Source organism: Serratia sp. YC16 (assembly GCF_009707615.1).
Lineage (GTDB): Bacteria > Pseudomonadota > Gammaproteobacteria > Enterobacterales > Enterobacteriaceae > Serratia > Serratia surfactantfaciens.
Genome location: NZ_WLYN01000001.1, coordinates 1 through 16989 on the forward strand (window position 1 = coordinate 1; position 16989 = coordinate 16989).

Consider the following 16989-nt stretch of genomic DNA (forward strand, 5'->3'; position numbering starts at 1 on the left):
TTACCAGGCGACGGTCATGGTGACGGTGTCGCTGTACACGCCGGCCGCCGGGGTGGTGCCAGCGGCAGGCACCAGACCGTAGACGATCAGCGGTACCGCCGAACCGGTGCCGGTACCGGTCAAGGGACTTGTGGTGTTGTTCCAGGGAGTGGCGTGAGCGCTGTCCTGGTAGAGGTTATAGCTGATGTAGGCGGGCACGCTGCTGGCCATGCGCCGCTGGCTGCCCGAGGCGTTAAGGCCGTTGTCGAGCGTGACGGTATAGTTGGTGCCGGTGGTGCAGTTCAGCCCCAGGGTGCCGGTGCCGCCGCTGCCGGTGGCGCTGGCGGTGATGACGTTAGCCAGCGACGAGTAGGTGCCGAAGCTGATGGAGCCAAAGTCGTTGGTGGTGCCGGAACTGTTGCCGCCGGTGACCACGCAGCCGGCGCCGATGGTAATCGTCACGCCCACCGTGCCCTGAATGGTGCCCGCTGCGTTAGCTGCGCCGCTGACGCACAGCAGAGAGGCTACCGAGGTCAAAACCATCAGAATTTTTTTCATCGTGATTCCTTGCCGTGTCAGAGAAAGCCCGCAAAAACGCCACCCAGAGCTGAGTTGAACGCATTAATTTACTTACATTTAAATTAATAGGATAAGAACGCGAAATTGTCTTGATCAAAGGCCAAAAACTTTTTTATTTAGCGTGGAGGTGAGAATAAGGAGGCGCAATAGCGAGAGGTGAAATGATTAGAATAATAACGAATGAGAATACTATTAGCGTTATTTTAACGCCGGGGGATAGCCCCGGCGCCTGGACGATTACTGATGGAAATCCAGCACCCCGTCGCGCACCAGCTCGCGCGGCAGGTTGTTCTTGATGCGGCTGCCGATGCGTTTGGCGATGCCCAGCGGTTGCCCCTGATAGGTGACGATGCACTCGTCGCCTGTCGGTGGCTGCTCTGGGTAGAGATCGCGGCCGTGATACCACTCCTGCGCCAGCGCGGCGTCCAGCTCGAAATGCTGTTTGCCGTCGCTGCCCGCAAGGGCGATCGCCGCCTCATGCTGCCAGCGGAAACCTTTCGGGAAACGCTCGGCCAGTTTGAGGCCGATGCGTGAAAAGCGCACCTTGCCGAACAGTGGCTCCAGCTCGGCCGGAAACAGCCAGATCTCCTTGTCGCGTTCCCATAGCCGGCTGTCATCGCCCCAGCTTAAGCCGGATGCGGCGGCAGCCTGGGCGACTTGCGCCGTTTCCTTGCCGGACAATGGGCTGAACGGGAAGTTACCGACTTTATAGGTCGGTTTCGGCAATGGCGCCACGGCGTGCTGTTTACGCAGGCGAGCGACGAAGAAGCCTTCGCTGTCGTAAATCTGCGGAAACACGTGCAGGAAGCCTTCGGCGGTCAGCGCCTTGTCGGCTCCGGGGAACAGCTCGCCCAGCGGCTCGACGCTGACCGCGTCGCCGTAGGTGTCCAGCAGCCAGCGCACCACCTGCTGGTTTTCCTGCGCATTGAGGGTACAGGTGGAGTAAACCATCACGCCGCCCGGCGCCAGCGCATGGAACGCGCTGTCGATCAGCTCGCGTTGGGTGGCGGCGATTTCGGTCACGCTTTCCGGCGACCAGTTGCTCATGGCGTCCGGATCCTTGCGTACCACGCCTTCGCCGGAGCAGGGGGCATCGAGCAGAATGGCGTCGAAACTCTCCGGCAGCGCGGCGCCGAACACCCGGCCGTCGAAGTGGGTCAGCGCGGTGTTCTTCACGCCGCAGCGGCTGATATTGGCGTGCAGCACTTTCACCCGGCTGGCGGAGTATTCGTTGGCGACGATGCCGCCCTGATTACCCATCAACGCGGCGATCTGGGTGGTTTTGGATCCCGGCGCCGCCGCCACGTCCAGCACCCGATTCGGCGCCGCACCGCCGGCAAACAGCGCGCTGACCGGCAACATCGAACTGGCTTCCTGAATGTAAAACAGGCCGCTCAGGTGTTCGGCCGCGCTGCCGAGGCGCAGTTCCTCGTCGTCACGTTCGATCCAGAAACCTTCCGCGCACCAGGGGATAGGCTCCAGTCGCCAGTCGTAATCCCGCACCAGCGCCAGGAAGTCGGCGACGCTGATTTTCAGCGTGTTGACGCGCAGGCTGCGGCGCAGCGGGCGCTGGCAGGCGGCGATAAAATCTTCCATCGCCAGCTCGGCGGGCATGATGGCGCGGGTGGCGTCAAGGAAAGCGGGGGGCAGAAAAACGGCGGTGGATTTGGCCACGGGGCGAACTCTCAGGGTGCAATAAAGACAAGGGCGAGAGTTTATCACAAAGCGGAAAAAAACAGGGCCCGGCGTTGCCGGGCCCTGAGGAAATCGCGAAAGTTAATCGCGTGGAATGGCGGTGCCCCAGGTTTTCCAGTCCTTCGGCTCTTCCGGATTCAGCAGGAAGTGCTTGTTCGGCGTGGCCTTCGGCGCCAGCGGAATGGTCGGCGGCGTGGCGAAAGCGATGCCGCCGCGAATGAACTGCTGGAAGGTGCCGCTCTTGATCACGCCGCCGGTCAGGCCGAACTGCAGGTTGTAACCCGAAGCCAGCCAGAACACGCTGTTGTTGCGCACCAGATGCTGGTACTTCTTGCTGATGCGCAGCGCGACGTGCACCCGGTCGGACATGGCGCCCAGGTAAAAACCGGTGATGGTGCCGACCTCCACGCCGCGGAACAACACCGGCGTGCCGATCTGCAGCGAGCCGGTTTCGGCGGCGTCGAGCACCACGCTCAGGCCGTCGAGATAGCGCGAATCGGTGATGCTGGCCTGCTGCAGCTCGAAAGTGCGCAGTTCGCGGCCACGCCCCGGCTCCACGTTGATATAAGGCTGGAGCAGGGTATCGAGATTGCTGACGCCGGCGGCGGAGATCTCCGGCGAAACGATCGAGAAGCGGCTGCCCAGGCGCGCGAAGGTCTGCACGTATTCCGGATACAGCACCGCCTTGGCCAATACTTCGTTACGCTCAGGCGCCAGCTGCAGCGACTCCACCTGACCGACGTCGATGCCGAGGTAGCGCAGCGGCATGCCCGCCGACAGCTTGCTGGCGTCGTAGGTTCTCAGCGTGATTTGGCTGCCTACCGCGCGCGCGGCGGTTTCGCTGGCGTACAGCACGCGGTTGGCGCCTTTGTTCAGCGTCACGCCCTGCAGGTTGTCGAAGCTGATGGCGCCCTTCAACGCGCGGTTGAGCGGCGAAGCCTGCACCGTCAGCCCGCTGCCGTTGAGCTGCACCTTGGCGCCGCCTTCGGCCCAGAAGATGCTTTCGCGGGTCAGCAGCTTGCGGTATTCCGGGCTGATGTAGACGTCCACCTCAAACTCGTTGGCCTTGGGCCGGACGTTGACGATCTCGCCCACCTGGAACTTGCGATACAGCACCACCGAGCCGGCCTGCACGTCCGGCAGGCTGGCGGCGCTGAGGGTCAGGGTGGTGGCTGGGGCGTTGCCGACGATGCCTTCCTCGGCCTTTTCGCTGTTGGCGTACAGCGGATATTGGCCGCCCGGTTCCCCCTTGCTGCCGGGGATGATGCGCACGCCGCCGTCTACCCATTCCTGCGCGCTGGCGCCGAGCACCTCCATGCCGTCGATGCCCAGCTTGACGTCGAGGCGGCTGTTGACCACGAATTTGCTGTCTTTGTGCAGCAGGGCGCGGTATTGCGCGTCGATGGCGGCGGTGAACACCACGCCGCCGGCGGTCAGGGTGCGGCTCAGAATTTGGCCGACTTTCACGCCGTGCACTACCAGCGGCTGCCCGACGTCGATGCCGTAGCTTTGCGGCGCATTCAGCGTGACGGTCAGCACGCCCGGCTGTTGCAGCAGCGTTTCGCTGCTGTCCAGCACGTTGAAGCGCTGCTGCGGTTCGCCTTCACCGGGCACCAGCTCCAGCGTGGTGCCGGTCAGCAGCTGGCTGAGCTTGGCGTCGTTGAGGCTGATGCGCGGGCTGCGCATCACGATGCGGGTACCGCTGCGCATCAGATCGACCACCGAAGGATCGATGGTCAGTTCACCGATCACTTTGCTGTCCTGCTGCAACGTCAGCTTGGTCAGGGTGCCGACCTGCAGCCCCTGGTATATCAGCGGAGTGCGGTTTTCGCTCAGGTTGTTGCCGCTCGGCAGGTCCAGCAGAATATTGACGCCGCGCTGGCTGTGGGCCAGATCCGGATACAAGGTATAGCTCTGATCGCCCTTGGCCTGCTGACCATCGGCCGGCGAATCGAAGGCGATGGCGCCGTTGACCAGCGCCGCCAGGCTTTCCATCTGCACCGTGGCGCCGGACAGGCTGAAATCGCCCTTGAAGCCGGAAACATTCCAGAAACGACTGTTGTTCTTCACCAGGTTGGCGAAACGACGGTCGATCAGCACGTCGATGGTCACGCCCTTGTTGCCTTCGCTGATGGTGTAGTCGTACACCTTGCCGACCGGAATTTTACGGTAGTAGACCAGCGAGCCGCTGTTGAGCGAGCCCAGATCGTCGGCGTGCAGGTGAATCATCAGCTCGCCGGTGTTCAGGCGGTACTTCGGCTGGGTATCGAGCGCGGCGAAGTGGGTTTGCGCCTTGCCGCTGCCGGGCATCATGCCGATGTAGTTGCCGCCGACCAGCGCGTCGAGCCCGGAGACCCCGGCCAGCGAGGCCTTGGGCGTCACCAGCCAGAACTGGGTGCCTTCGCGCAGCGAGTCTTCCAGATCGCTTTTGATGCTGGCTTCCACCACGATGCTGCGCAGATCTTTGCTCAGGCTGATCTTTTGCACCGTGCCGACGTCAACGCCCTGGTAGCGCACCGGCGTACGGCCGGCGACGATGCCCGCAGCCGATTGGAAATCGATGGTGACGGTGGTGCCGCGTTCCTGGAAATTGTTGTAGACCAGCCACCCGGCGATCAGCAGGGCGATGAACGGCAGTAACCAGAACGGTGAAATGCGGCGCTTGTTCTTGACCCGCGCTTCAGTCGGTGTAGTCGGCGTTTCCTGTTGCATGTGCATCCCAAATCAATCGGCTATCCAGCCACTCAACGGCAAGAATAGTCAAAATGACCGCCGAGCCAAAGTAAAACGCGGCCGGTCCCATAGTAAAAGATAACAGCTGGTCGCGATTCACCAGCGACATCATCAAGGCGATAACGAACAGATCGAGCATCGACCAGCGGCCGATCCAGGTGACCAGGCGCAGCAGACGAATGCGCGTCTTCAGGCTGTGCGAGGTTTTGAAGTGGATGCTGAACAGCAGCGTGATCAGCACGATCACCTTGGTAAAGGGCACCAGTACGCTGGCGATGAACACGATAGCGGCGATCGGTACGTTGCCGGAGGTGGCCAGCGAGACCACGCCGGAGAAGATGGTATCTTCGAGCCGCACGCCGTTGGCGTAAATGATGGAGATCGGCAGCAGGTTGGCCGGGATCAGCAGGATCATCGCTGCGATCAGCGCCGCCCAGGTCTTCTGCAGGCTGTAGGGCTGGCGGTGGCACATCGGTACGTGGCAGCGCGGGCAGCGGCCGCGCGTGTCGGGATAGCCGGTATAGTGGCAGGACAGGCAAATGTGCAGCGCCGCCGGCGGGCCTTCCGGCTGCTCCTGCGGGTAGTAACGCTCCCAGAGCTGCTCCAGGTTGGCGTGGATCAGCGTCAGGATGCTGAGCAGGGTGAGCGACAGGTAAGCGATCAGCGCGCTGCCGGCCTGGATGTCGGCGTAATCCTGCACCTTGATCGCCGCCACCGCCATGCCGATCAGATAAATGTCCAGCATCACCCACTCTTTCAGCCGCTCCAGCATCAACAGCACCGGGCGCAGGTTCATGCCGAGCGCATGCCCGAAGCGCAGGTACAGCAGCGACAGCGCCAGCGTCAGCGGGGCGCCGATAGTGCAAAACGCCACCATGCTGGCGGTGAGCGGATCGCCCTGGCGGCTCATCTGCCAGATGCCCTCCAGCAAACTGGCGTCGATGCGCGTGCCGAGCAGACGAATGCTGATCAGCGGTTCGGTGAAGGCGAACGGCATCAGCAGCAGCATGGTGATCGCCATGGCGGTCAGGCGCGTCATCGACCAGTCGCGGCCGTGCACTACCTTGGCGTTGCAGCGCGGGCAATAGGCGGCCTGGTTGCCGCTGAGCGGCGGCAGCACGAACAGCAGGTCGCACTCGCAGCAGCGCTGGTGGCGCGCTTTGGAAAGGGGGGCGGTGATCGCGTGTATTTTCATTTTTGACAAGTAGCTGCCCTTGAGCCCGCCGGAACTGTCAGCGTAGCTGAAAAATAAACCGGCCGCGTCACCGGCGATCGGGCGCCGGACGGTAAAAACGAGGTAAACCGGGATTCTGAGCGGCAAACATACCCTGAGCGGCGGGGTTTTGTGAAGCAACAGATGATTAACCTTGTGGCTATACGCATTTAATGCTTATTTTATAGGGCCTAAGCTTTGGGCTTCTGGCCATCTTCACTGTTGCAATGGTTAACACATGACAAAAGAACAATTCTACGCGGAATTAAAACGTGACCTGAGCGCGTTGCTCGGCGGGGAAACCAACTTTATCGCGGCGCTGTCCAACGCCAGCGCGCTGATCAACGAGCGTCTGGATGACGTGAACTGGGTCGGTTTCTATCTGATGGAGGGCGACCAGTTGGTGCTGGGGCCGTTCCAGGGCAAGATCGCCTGTGTGCGCATTCCGGTGGGTAAGGGCGTGTGCGGCACGGCGGTGGCGGAAAATCGCGTGCAGCGCGTCGGCGACGTGCATGCGTTTCCGGGCCATATCGCCTGCGATGCGGCCAGCAACGCGGAAATCGTGCTGCCGCTGGCGGTTGGCGGCCGAACGATCGGCGTTTTGGATATCGACAGCACGGTTTATCAACGCTTCGACGAACAGGACGAAGCGGGCCTGAAAGCAGTGGTGGCGGGGCTTTGTGAGCAACTGGAACAGTGCGACAGTGCGAAATATGTGACTGTGGCGGCAAGTTGATCGACGGTTAACGTGGCAATTACCGATGGCGTCATTATAATGACGCCTGTTCATGCCTGTGGCTTGTTGGCAATACCGTTGTAATCAGGAAATTTCATGGAAAATCAACCTAAGTTGAACTCTAGTAAAGAAGTCATTGCTTTTCTTGCCGAGCGTTTTCCGCTCTGCTTTAGCGCCGAAGGCGAAGCTCGTCCGCTGAAAATCGGTATTTTTCAGGATTTGGTAGAGCGCGTGCAGGGGGAAGAGAATCTCAGCAAAACGCAATTGCGTTCTGCCCTGCGCCTATACACCTCAAGCTGGCGTTACCTGTACGGCGTCAAGGTTGGCGCTCAGCGCGTCGATCTGGACGGCAATCCGTGCGGTGAACTGGAGCAGCAGCATGTCGATCATGCTCGCCAGCAGCTTGAAGAAGCCAAAGCGCGCGTTCAGGCACAGCGTGCCGAACAAAACGCCAAAAAACGTGAAGCCGCCGGCGAATCCGCCGATGCCGCTCCGCGCCGTCCGCGTCCAGCCGGTAAAAAGCCCGCTGCACGTCGCGAAGGCGGAGCCGCGCCGGAAACCCGCAAGCCGCGCCCACAAACTCGCCCGCAGCCCGCTCGCCAACCTCGTGCAGCAAAAGAGGAAAGCCAGCCGCGTTATGCGCCAGTCACGGATATCTCTACACTGCAAATTGGCCAGGAAATCAAAGTCAGAGCAGGCAAGAGCGCGATGGATGCTACCGTACTCGAAATCGCTAAAGATGGCGTACGTGTGCAGCTCTCTTCCGGTCTGGCGATGATTGTGCGCGCAGAACACTTGCAGTTCTGATACGGAGGCCAACCAAGGCATGAACAAATTCGTCAGATTAACAGCGATTGCAGGGCTGCTGTGGGCGGGTGTCAGTTACGGTGCGGAAACAGCCAACATCCGCATCGGCCAATTGCCCCAACTGCAACAGGAACCTCAGCACGCTACGGTGAGTGAGCGCGTTACCTCGCGCTTCACTCGCTCTCATTACCGCCAGTTCGCGCTCGATGCGGAGTTTTCAGGCAAGATCTTCGATCGCTACCTGAACATGCTGGACTACAACCATAACGTGTTGCTGGCCTCCGACGTGGCGCAGTTCGCCGGCAAACGCAATCAGGTTGGCGAAGAGCTGAAAACCGGCAAGCTGGATACCTTCTACGCGCTGTTCAATCTGGCGCAGAAACGCCGTTTCGAGCGTTACACGTATGCGTTGTCGCTGCTGGAAAAGCCGATGAACTTTACCGGCAACGGCACTATCGATCTCGACCGCAGCAAAGCGCCGTGGCCGAAAGACAAGGCCGAGTTGGATAGCCTGTGGGATGCGAAAGTCACCTATGACGAGCTGAACCTCAAGCTGACCGGCAAGACCGACAAAGAAATCCGCGACACGCTGACCAAGCGCTATCAGTTCGCCATCAAGCGCCTGACGCAAAGCAACAGCGAAGACGTTTTCCAGCTGGCGATGAATGCCTTTGCGCATGAAATCGATCCGCACACCAACTACCTGTCGCCGCGCAACACCGAGCAGTTCAACACCGAGATGAGCCTGTCGCTGGAAGGCATCGGCGCGGTGCTGCAGATGGATGACGATTACACCCTGATCAACTCGATGGTGCCGGGCGGCCCAGCGGCGAAGAGCAAGGCGATCACCGTGGGCGATCGCATCGTCGGCGTCGGCCAGGCCGGCAAACCGATGGTGGACGTGATCGGCTGGCGTCTGGACGACGTGGTGTCGCTGATCAAAGGGCCGAAGGGCAGCAAGGTGCGCCTGGAGATCCTGCCGGCCGGCAAGGGCACTAAAACCCGCGTGGTCACCTTGACCCGCGAGCGCATCCGCCTGGAAGACCGCGCGGTGAAAATGACCATCAAGACCGTCGGCAAAGAGAAGGTGGCGGTGTTCGACATCCCTGGCTTCTACGTCGGCCTGACCGATGACGTGAAAGTGCAGCTGCAGAAGATGGCCAAGCAGAACGTCAAGAGCGTGATCATCGATCTGCGCACTAACGGCGGCGGCGCGCTGACCGAGGCGGTCTCGCTGTCCGGCCTGTTCATTCCAAGCGGCCCGGTGGTGCAGGTGCGCGACAACAACGGCAAAGTGCGTGAAGACGCCGACACCGACGGCGTGACCTACTACAAAGGCCCGCTGGTGGTGCTGGTCGATCGCTTCAGCGCCTCCGCCTCCGAGATCTTCGCGGCGGCGATGCAGGATTACGGCCGCGCGCTGATCGTCGGCGAGCCGACCTTCGGTAAAGGCACCGTGCAGCAGTACCGTTCGCTGAACCGCATCTACGATCAGATGCTGCGCCCTGAGTGGCCGGCGTTGGGGTCGGTGCAGTACACCATTCAGAAGTTCTACCGCGTCAACGGCGGCAGCACCCAGCGCAAAGGCGTGACCCCGGACATTCTGATGCCGACCGGCGTCGATCCGGCGGAAACCGGCGAAGCGTTTGAAGACAACGCTATGCCGTGGGACAGCATCAATGCGGCGACCTACAGCAAGACCGGCGATCTGACGCCGTTCGAGCCGGAGCTGCTGAAAGATCACCAGCAGCGCATCGCGCAGAATCCAGAGTTCCAGTACATCGCGCAGGATATCGCGCATTACAAGGCGCTGAAGGATAAACGCAACATCGTGTCCCTCAATCTGGCGGTGCGCGAGAAAGAGAACCACGATGACGATGCGACCCGTCTGAAACGCATCAACGAGCGTCTGGAGCGCGCCGGCAAGAAGCCGCTGAAATCGCTCGACGATCTGCCGAAGGATTACCAGGAACCGGATCCGTACCTGGATGAAACCGTGCATATCGCGCTGGACCTGGCTCATCTGGAGAAGGATCAGCCCGCTCAGCAACCGACGCCGGCCAAATAAGGCGGCGGTTGGCAGAATGAAAAACGCACCCTCGGGTGCGTTTTTTTATGGCTGCGGTATGCGCGGTTCAGACGGTTTTCTTGCGGTGGCGCAGCCCGAGCCGGATGCAGGAAACCACCACCAGCAGACAGCCGACCAGCGACAGCAGCAGCGGGACTTCGTGCCAGAACAGCCAGCCCCAGGCGATATTGAACACGATGCCGATATAGCGCACCACCGAGACCACGATCAGGTTATCGGAAGAGAAGGCCTGGGTTAAGACGACCTGTCCCAGCAACGACACCAGCGCTATGGCGAGCAGAATGGCAAACTGGTATGCGTTGGGCCAGACGAATGACTGCCACATCAGCGGCAGCGAGATCAGCGTTGCGATGAACAGGAAGTAGAACACGATCTCGTAGTTGTGGTGGCGTTTGCTGAGTTTGTTGACCGACAGATAGGCGATCGAGGCGAACACCGCGCTCATCACGCCGACCAGCGACGCCAGGGTATAGGCCGAGAAGTGCCACGGCTGCACCAGCAGCACCGCGCCGATGATGACCATCGCCAGCCAAAACGCGGTATTGGCGTTGACCCGCTCACGCAGCACCAGCAAGGAGAGCAAAATGGAGAAAAACGGCGACAGGTAGGCCAGCATGCTGGCATCGGCCAGCGTGAGGTGGGCGATGCTGTAAAAATAACAGATCAGATACAGTCCGCCCATGGTGCCGCGCAATACCAGCAGCGGCCGGTCTTCACGGCTGAAGGCGACGCGGTGGCGATACATCAGCAGCAGAACCAGCACGCAGCCGATGCTGCTGCGAAAGAACACGATCTCTCCGGTGGGAATGACGTCGGCGATGGTTTTGACCAGCGCGTTCATGACGCTGAAAATCAGCGAGGCGAAAATGGCCAGCAGCGCACCCTGATTCATGCTTGCCTCCGCCACTGCCGGTAGGTGATATCCGCCTGCTCGCGGCAGGTATCGTCCAGCAACGAATGATGACAATGCTCGGTGCCGATCCGGGTGACGAAGCTGTGCAGCGCCTGCTGAAAGCGCGCCAACAGGCACTGGGCGGCGGGCATCTCGACGCCCAGCCGCTGCGCCAGCAAGACCAGAACGCGCAGTTTGCGCACGTCCTCTTGCGGCACGCGCGGCAGTCGCCATAACCCCTGCGCATCCTGGAAGACGCGGGCGACCCTGACGGCGGAAAAATCATAGTAGCGGCCCTGCGCGTCCGGTTCGGAATAGGGATCGACCAGCAGCGCGGTATAGCGCGCAAACAGCGCGTAGCGTTGCTCCGCCGGCGCGAGCTGCGGGAATTGGTCAATCCAGCGGCGGCTTACCATACGAGGCGGCACCGGGTAATTGTCGTCATTCAAAAAGCGCAGCAGGTTGATGGCTTCGACGCCGAGCCGGTTGAGCAACTGCCGGTAATCCTGCGAGAGCGCCAGCATGTCGGCGATCGTCTCGGGGCAGATAGGGCCTTCGGGGTAGGTCTTATACAGGTACTGTATCGGCGCCTGCGGCTGAAAGATCGCCTGTAGCGTGGTATCGGCCAGCGCCAGCGGGGGATGAACATAGTTGGTGATGCTGAAGCGTTCGGCGGCCAGCAGGCTGTCGCAGCGCTGGGCATCGATGCCGTGACGCGCCAGCACCGCGCAAAGCCAATCGAGTTCGGCGCGGTCTGACGATGGGCTTTGGCCGGCCAGATAAATCCGCTGCTTGAATGCCTTGGTGTAAGCGCGGTAAGGCTGCGCGGCATCCTGGTATTTGGTATCGGCGTAGTAGCTCGACAGGCTGATGATCCCGACGTGGGATTGCCCGGCGTCCTGCAGCAGGCTTTGCACCATCAGGCCGGAACCGATGGAAGGAGAGAGCAGGATCAGTGAGCGCAGCTGGGGCAACGCCGCCCATGGCACCTGCCGCAGCACGTCATGATATTGATCGGCGGGGACGGCAAGGATCAGTCGGTGCCAGTCACCGCCGACCAGTGACAGGTCATCGCAATAGCTGTCGATCGTCACTTGCGTATCGCCTTGGGTGCGCTGCGCCTTACCGGCGCCCGTCAGAGACAGGCTGGGCGCGTGAGCCAAATGATGCCGCAGGCGTTGTCCTTTCTCGCTGGGGCGGTTGTACAGGCCGATGCGCGCATTGGCCGCGGCCTTGATATCCGCCGCCAATTGGATAGCCGCCGGGCCGGCGCCCAGAATCAGGGTGGAAAAGGCATTATTCATGGCGGAGAGGCTCCAGAATCAACAGATCGTACAGCGGGGTGGCGAGCGGTTTACCGCTGATGCGCCACGGCGAACCGGCGGCCTGGTGATGGTAAGGGCAGTTAAAGAGAGACTTGAGGCCGTTGCCATAGCGCACCAGCAATTTGCCGCGTTGCGGCAGCAAAGGCCGCAGCTCCCTCAGCAAGCCCTGCTTGTCGGCTACCAGAGAGGCGATGATGATGTGATCGACGTCATTGCGGGTCAGGCCGTGCAGCTTGTCGATGCAGGGCATCTGCCGCACCAGCCCCAGATGGCGCGTGAGGCGGCGGGCAAACCGCTGGGCCGCCGGATCGCAATCGTAGCAAATGACGGTGGCGGCCAGCCTGGCGACCAGCGCCAGCGCCGTGGTGGGCAAGGCGCCGCTGCCCACCAGCAACACCCGCTCGCCCGGTTGGATGCCGGCGGCGGCGATCTCCAACTGCAGGGCGCGATCGAAACTGTTCAGGTAGGCGTTAGTCTGTGCCGGTTGCCGACAGAGTGCCGAGACGCGATGTTTCTCGTAGTCGCACAATGCGGCATTGGCTGTCGCCCGCAGCTGGGCGATCTGCGCCGTTATCAAACGGTCGTTTTCCAGTTTTCGACGGTAAGCCTGCAGCTGTGGTTCGTCGTTAAAGGCTTGCAGGCGGCTGAAGCGGCGTTCCAGCAGGGAGAAATGACGCCGATCTTGCCGGGCGGAGCGGTGTAGCTGGTGAATTTCCTGTTGCAAACCGGCGAGTTGCGCCAGCATGTCCGCCTTGGTCAGGGTGTACATGGGGATTCTCCGTGTGCGTGTAACAGCTGTGTCGGCAGCAGATAGGGGTAGCCCTGCGGGCTGACGCCGTTTTCGATACCGACGCCAAATACGCGAGACATCATCGGGTGTCCCATCATCTGATGAGTCTCGCCGTGGCAAACGACGCGTCCGTGCTCGAGCAGCGTAAGTGAGTGGCAATAACGCAGCGCGAGTCCCAGATCGTGGATCACCAGCAGCGTGATGCAGCGATGGCGCCGGCCGTAATCGGCGATCTGATTGAGCACGCGCAGCTGGTGATGGATATCCAGCGCGCTGGTGGGCTCGTCGAGTAAAATGAGCTGCGGTTGAGAGACGAACGCCTGAGCCAGCATCACCAACTGTCGCTGGCCGCCGCTGAGACGGTTGAAGGGGCGATCGGCGAGCGCGGAAATGCCGCATTCCGCCAGCGCCTGTTCGACCGCATCGGCCTGGGCGGCGCTGACGCGCCATCCCAACTGCCGTACCTTGCCCAACAGCACCATGTCAAAAGCGGTCAGTGCCGAATCGCAGCGATTAAGCTGCGGCACATAGGCGATGCGGCTGGTTTTCGGATCGAGAGGGTGCTCGCGGTAGGCGATCTCGCCGCTGTACGGCAACATGCGATTAATCGCTTTCAGCAGCGTGGACTTGCCGGCGCCGTTGGGGCCGATGATGCCGCCGAGTTTTGCCTCCGGCCAGCTCAGGGAGACGTCGGCCAATAGCGGGCGGCGATGCAGCGTGACGTCGACGCCGGTGAGGGTCAGTTGAGTCATGGGCGTTTAACCTGTCGGGTGACGAAGTAAAACAGCACCGGCACGCCGATCAGGGCGATGACGATGCCGATGGGCACCACGCCGTTCGGCATCACCAGCTTGGCGACGATCGACGCGCACAGCAGCAGCAGGCTGCCGCAGAGGGCGGAAATGCAGATCAGGTAACGCTGATCCTCCCCGACCAGAAAACGGGCGAAATGGGGGGCGATCAGCCCGACGAACCCGATGGTGCCGACAAAAGAGACCGAGGCGGCCGTCAGCAAAGTCGCCAGTAGAAAGGCCAGCTTGCGCAGCGCGCTGACGTTGATGCCCAGCCCCTGTGCCTGCTCTTCGCCGGCGGACAGCGCCGTAAGGCGCCAGGCCTGCCGCAGGCTGACGATCAGCGCGCAGAGCAACACGGCGCCGGTGATCGCCACCCCGTGCATATTCGCTTTGAGCAGGCTGCCGAACAGCCAAAAGACGATTTGCTGCATGGCCTCCGGCGCGGCCAGAAACAGCAGCAGCGATTGCAGCGACTGAAAGAAAAACAGCACGACGATGCCGCTCAACACCAATATTTGCGGCGTCATGCCCCGGCGTTGTCCCAGCAGATAGATAGGCACGCAGGCGAGCAACGCCATCAGCGAAGCCAGCAACGGCGTGCCCAGCGCCAGCGCGCCGCCCAGGCTGAAGCCGGTGATGATCGACAGCGCCGCGCCGAACCCCGCCGCAGCCGAGATCCCTAGCGTATAGGGGCTGGCGAGGGGGTTGGCCAGCACGGTCTGCATCAGCAGGCCGGCCAGCGCCAGGCTGGCGCCGACCAGCAGGGCGGTGAGTGTCATCGGCAAGCGAATCGACCAGAAAACCACCTGATGCAGCTCGTTGCCTGGCGCAGGACCGGGCCAGAGCATTCGCACGAGATCCGCGAGGCCAAGATGCGCGGCGCCGACGGTCAGATCGATGGCGGCCGCCGCCAACAGCGCGCCGAGCAGTGCCAGCGTCAATAGCCCGCGGCGCAGCCTGCGCCGTTGCAAAAAATCACGTCCTGTGCGGGCCACGACTACTCTCCTTGCCAGCGTTGCAAGAAGACGCCGTCCGCCTCAATCGGCAGATATTGGCGGTAGAACCGGGCCAGGTTGCGCGCGGGGTCTACGTCGGCAAATGCGGTGGGATAGAGGGCTTTCGCCAGATACTGGACAAAAATAAAGTCGTAAATCGTGCGCGCGCCGCCATGATAAAGCGCATAAAGCCGTTGGTTTTTTATCGCCGGCAGCTGCGGCCATCCCGCCCGCTGGGCATACTGCGTCAGGCGCGCCTGTATGGGAGCGGGCTGTGTGCCGTAGCCCATCGGCACGGCGTTCGGCATATTTTCCCAGTCGCCTCCGGCGAGAAAAATGACGTCGGGCCGTTTGGTCAGGACATAGTCGGCGCGCAACGGAGAGGGGCTGCCGACGACGCCGGCGGCGATATTGTCGGCGCCGGCCAACTGCAGCAGCGGCCCCCAGATCGAGGCGCCATAGCTGCTGCTGTATTCGCCGGGGCCCTTGTCTCCCAGTTCAATATAGGTGATCGGCGGCGGCAGCTGCGCCTGGCGGATGCGCCGCCGGGTATCTTCGAGGCTCTGGCGATATTCGTCGGCCAGCCGTTCCGCTCGCTCGGCGTGGCCCATTGCCTGGCCCATCAACCGAATGCTGGCGAGCTTGACCTCGACGCCCTGGTTGAAGTCGACGACGATGTAAGGAATGTTGAGCCGTTGCAGCACCGGCAGGTAGTTGGCGAAGCCGTCGAGCTGCCACTTCGCCAGGATCAGCAGGTCCGGCCGCGTGGTCAGCAGGCGTTCAAAATCGAAGCTCTGGTTATAGAGCGAACCGACATCGACCAATTGAGCGAGCCGCGGCAGCGCGGCCTGATAGCGCGCCCATTGGCTGGTGCGCAAGGCCCAGTCGCTTTTGGAGAAGGCGACGACCTGTTGATAGCTCTCCGGGCCGTTCACTGCCAGAAAATCTTCGTAGTAAAAGCCGATATAGGCGCGCTGTGCGGGGGCGGTCAGGGTGACGCGACGTCCTTCAACGTCGGTGAGGTGAATTTCAGCTTGTGCGAGGTGGCAGAAAAGCAGCCACGTCGCCAGCATCCAGGCGATACGCGATAACATGATTGACATCCCTTTATGATTAATTGTGATGTTATAATGTAACAATTAATCGTAAGATTCAAACTTTCGTCGTCGATGAATCGGCTGCAGGCACGTCGGATCGCACCTAGCGGATATTGGCCCAGAAAGGGTGTGGATAAAATCGCCCGCCGCGATCCTGCGCGGGCGAAGAATTTTTTGTGAGAAATCCCTCCGCCTTGCGCAACAATCGTTTACAATTTGCCAAATCCCGGTCGCGCGCCGTTTTTGTAAAGTTTCGTATTTTTAGTAGGTTAATGACGCGCGACTCTTGAAACTGTGACTAATGCCCATACGATCTAGGGTATCTTGGACAGCGTTTTGTTAACATTTATGAGGAAGTAAACATTTTATGATGCGTATAGCTCTGTTCCTGCTCACCAACCTGGCGGTGATGTTGGTTTTCGGGCTGGTGCTCAGCCTGACAGGAATCCAATCCAGTAGCGTTCAGGGCCTGATGATCATGGCCGGTCTGTTCGGCTTCGGCGGCGCTTTCGTGTCGTTGCTGATGTCCAAGTGGATGGCGCTGCGCTCCGTCGGCGGAGAAGTGATTGAACAGCCGCGTAACGAAACCGAAAACTGGCTGCTGGAAACGGTGCGCCGTCAGTCGCAGCAGGCGGGCATCGCCATGCCGCAGGTCGCTATCTACCATGCGCCGGACATCAACGCCTTCGCCACCGGCGCGCGCCGCGACGCCTCGCTGGTCGCCGTCAGCACCGGCCTGCTGCAGAGCATGAGCCGTGACGAAGCGGAAGCGGTCATCGCGCACGAAATCAGCCACGTCGCCAACGGCGATATGGTGACCATGACCCTGATTCAGGGCATCGTGAACACCTTCGTGATCTTCATTTCACGCCTGATCGCGCAGGTCGCCGCCGGTTTCCTCGGCAACCGCGACGGTGATGGCGAAGGGGAAGGCAACGGCAACCCGATGATTTACTTCGCGGTGTCGATGGTGCTGGAACTGGTGTTCGGCATCCTGGCGAGCATCATCACCATGTGGTTCTCGCGTCACCGCGAGTTCTACGCCGACGCCGGCTCCGCCAAACTGGTGGGCCGCGAGAAGATGATCGCTGCCTTGCAGCGCCTGAAAACCAGCTACGAACCGCAGGAAGCGGGCAGCATGATGGCGTTTTGCATCAACGGCAAATCCAAGTCGTTCAGCGAACTGTTCATGTCGCACCCGCCGCTCGACAAGCGCATCGAAGCGCTGCGTACCGGCCAGTACCTGAAGTAATCGGCTGAATATC

14 protein-coding genes are annotated in these 16989 nt (G+C 61.3%); 4 read left to right on the plus strand and 10 right to left on the minus strand.

Features of this window, described 5'->3' with window-relative positions; genetic code table 11:
• The 4 genes from GKN89_RS00005 to yebS form a co-directional block, all read right to left on the minus strand.
• Positions 1–537, minus strand: a complete 537-nt coding sequence (locus GKN89_RS00005) for a spore coat U domain-containing protein (RefSeq protein ID WP_019454873.1) — start codon at positions 535–537, stop codon at positions 1–3.
• A gap of 258 nt (positions 538–795) precedes the next feature.
• Positions 796–2232, minus strand: coding sequence for a 16S rRNA (cytosine(1407)-C(5))-methyltransferase RsmF (gene rsmF, locus GKN89_RS00010; protein WP_063919292.1), 1437 nt, complete (start codon positions 2230–2232; stop codon positions 796–798).
• A 102-nt stretch (positions 2233–2334) separates the two neighbouring features.
• Positions 2335–4965, minus strand: coding sequence for a PqiB family protein (locus GKN89_RS00015; protein WP_154746105.1), 2631 nt, complete (start codon positions 4963–4965; stop codon positions 2335–2337).
• Positions 4934–6181: a membrane integrity lipid transport subunit YebS gene (gene yebS, locus GKN89_RS00020; RefSeq protein ID WP_154746106.1), complete on the minus strand. Its 1248-nt coding sequence runs from the start codon at positions 6179–6181 to the stop codon at positions 4934–4936. Before yebS ends, GKN89_RS00015 begins: the two co-directional genes overlap by 32 nt.
• A gap of 256 nt (positions 6182–6437) precedes the next feature.
• Between yebS and GKN89_RS00025 the strand changes: the two genes are divergently transcribed.
• From GKN89_RS00025 to prc, 3 genes are all read left to right on the plus strand, one after another.
• Positions 6438–6935, plus strand: a complete 498-nt coding sequence (locus GKN89_RS00025) for a GAF domain-containing protein (protein WP_154746107.1) — start codon at positions 6438–6440, stop codon at positions 6933–6935.
• Between the two features lie 96 nt (positions 6936–7031).
• A complete protein-coding gene (gene proQ / locus GKN89_RS00030) occupies positions 7032–7742 on the plus strand; it encodes an RNA chaperone ProQ (protein ID WP_019454878.1) in 711 nt (236 codons plus the stop codon).
• 19 nt (positions 7743–7761) lie between these two features.
• Positions 7762–9810: a carboxy terminal-processing peptidase gene (gene prc / locus GKN89_RS00035; protein WP_019454879.1), complete on the plus strand. Its 2049-nt coding sequence runs from the start codon at positions 7762–7764 to the stop codon at positions 9808–9810.
• Positions 9811–9877: 67 nt separating this feature from the next.
• Here prc and GKN89_RS00040 read toward each other — a convergent pair whose 3' ends face one another.
• From GKN89_RS00040 to GKN89_RS00065, 6 genes are read right to left on the minus strand one after another with little or no spacing between them, the layout of a single operon-like run.
• Positions 9878–10723, minus strand: coding sequence for a DMT family transporter (locus GKN89_RS00040; RefSeq protein WP_154746108.1), 846 nt, complete (start codon positions 10721–10723; stop codon positions 9878–9880).
• Positions 10720–12027, minus strand: coding sequence for an opine metallophore biosynthesis dehydrogenase (locus GKN89_RS00045; RefSeq protein ID WP_154746109.1), 1308 nt, complete (start codon positions 12025–12027; stop codon positions 10720–10722). The genes GKN89_RS00040 and GKN89_RS00045 overlap by 4 nt, the downstream gene beginning before the upstream one ends.
• A complete protein-coding gene (locus GKN89_RS00050; protein WP_063919295.1) occupies positions 12020–12817 on the minus strand; it encodes a nicotianamine synthase family protein in 798 nt (265 codons plus the stop codon). The genes GKN89_RS00045 and GKN89_RS00050 overlap by 8 nt, the downstream gene beginning before the upstream one ends.
• A complete protein-coding gene (locus GKN89_RS00055; protein WP_154746110.1) occupies positions 12805–13590 on the minus strand; it encodes an ABC transporter ATP-binding protein in 786 nt (261 codons plus the stop codon). The genes GKN89_RS00050 and GKN89_RS00055 overlap by 13 nt, the downstream gene beginning before the upstream one ends.
• Positions 13587–14627, minus strand: a complete 1041-nt coding sequence (locus GKN89_RS00060) for a FecCD family ABC transporter permease (RefSeq protein ID WP_370520131.1) — start codon at positions 14625–14627, stop codon at positions 13587–13589. Before GKN89_RS00060 ends, GKN89_RS00055 begins: the two co-directional genes overlap by 4 nt.
• A 2-nt stretch (positions 14628–14629) precedes the next feature.
• Positions 14630–15721, minus strand: coding sequence for an ABC transporter substrate-binding protein (locus tag GKN89_RS00065; RefSeq protein ID WP_154746111.1), 1092 nt, complete (start codon positions 15719–15721; stop codon positions 14630–14632).
• Between the two features lie 370 nt (positions 15722–16091).
• On the opposite strand from GKN89_RS00065, the gene htpX reads away from it, so the two are divergent.
• The gene (htpX, locus tag GKN89_RS00070) at positions 16092–16976 is read left to right on the plus strand and encodes a protease HtpX (RefSeq protein WP_004931482.1); all 885 of its coding nucleotides are present in this window, start codon (positions 16092–16094) and stop codon (positions 16974–16976) included.
• The last annotated feature ends 13 nt before the right edge of the window (positions 16977–16989 follow it).

Excerpts from the sequence above, each read along its gene's own strand:
- GKN89_RS00045 (WP_154746109.1), bottom strand. The coding sequence starts at position 12,027 with ATGAATAATGCCTTTTCCACCCTGATTCTGGGCGCCGGCCCGGCGGCT.
- prc (WP_019454879.1), top strand. The coding sequence starts at position 7,762 with ATGAACAAATTCGTCAGATTAACAGCGATTGCAGGGCTGCTGTGGGCG.
- GKN89_RS00025 (WP_154746107.1), top strand. The coding sequence starts at position 6,438 with ATGACAAAAGAACAATTCTACGCGGAATTAAAACGTGACCTGAGCGCG.
- GKN89_RS00065 (WP_154746111.1), bottom strand. The coding sequence starts at position 15,721 with ATGTTATCGCGTATCGCCTGGATGCTGGCGACGTGGCTGCTTTTCTGC.
- GKN89_RS00015 (WP_154746105.1), bottom strand. The coding sequence starts at position 4,965 with ATGCAACAGGAAACGCCGACTACACCGACTGAAGCGCGGGTCAAGAAC.
- GKN89_RS00040 (WP_154746108.1), bottom strand. The coding sequence starts at position 10,723 with ATGAATCAGGGTGCGCTGCTGGCCATTTTCGCCTCGCTGATTTTCAGC.
- GKN89_RS00005 (WP_019454873.1), bottom strand. The coding sequence starts at position 537 with ATGAAAAAAATTCTGATGGTTTTGACCTCGGTAGCCTCTCTGCTGTGC.
- GKN89_RS00050 (WP_063919295.1), bottom strand. The coding sequence starts at position 12,817 with ATGTACACCCTGACCAAGGCGGACATGCTGGCGCAACTCGCCGGTTTG.
- GKN89_RS00055 (WP_154746110.1), bottom strand. The coding sequence starts at position 13,590 with ATGACTCAACTGACCCTCACCGGCGTCGACGTCACGCTGCATCGCCGC.
- htpX (WP_004931482.1), top strand. The coding sequence starts at position 16,092 with ATGATGCGTATAGCTCTGTTCCTGCTCACCAACCTGGCGGTGATGTTG.
- proQ (WP_019454878.1), top strand. The coding sequence starts at position 7,032 with ATGGAAAATCAACCTAAGTTGAACTCTAGTAAAGAAGTCATTGCTTTT.
- yebS (WP_154746106.1), bottom strand. The coding sequence starts at position 6,181 with ATGAAAATACACGCGATCACCGCCCCCCTTTCCAAAGCGCGCCACCAG.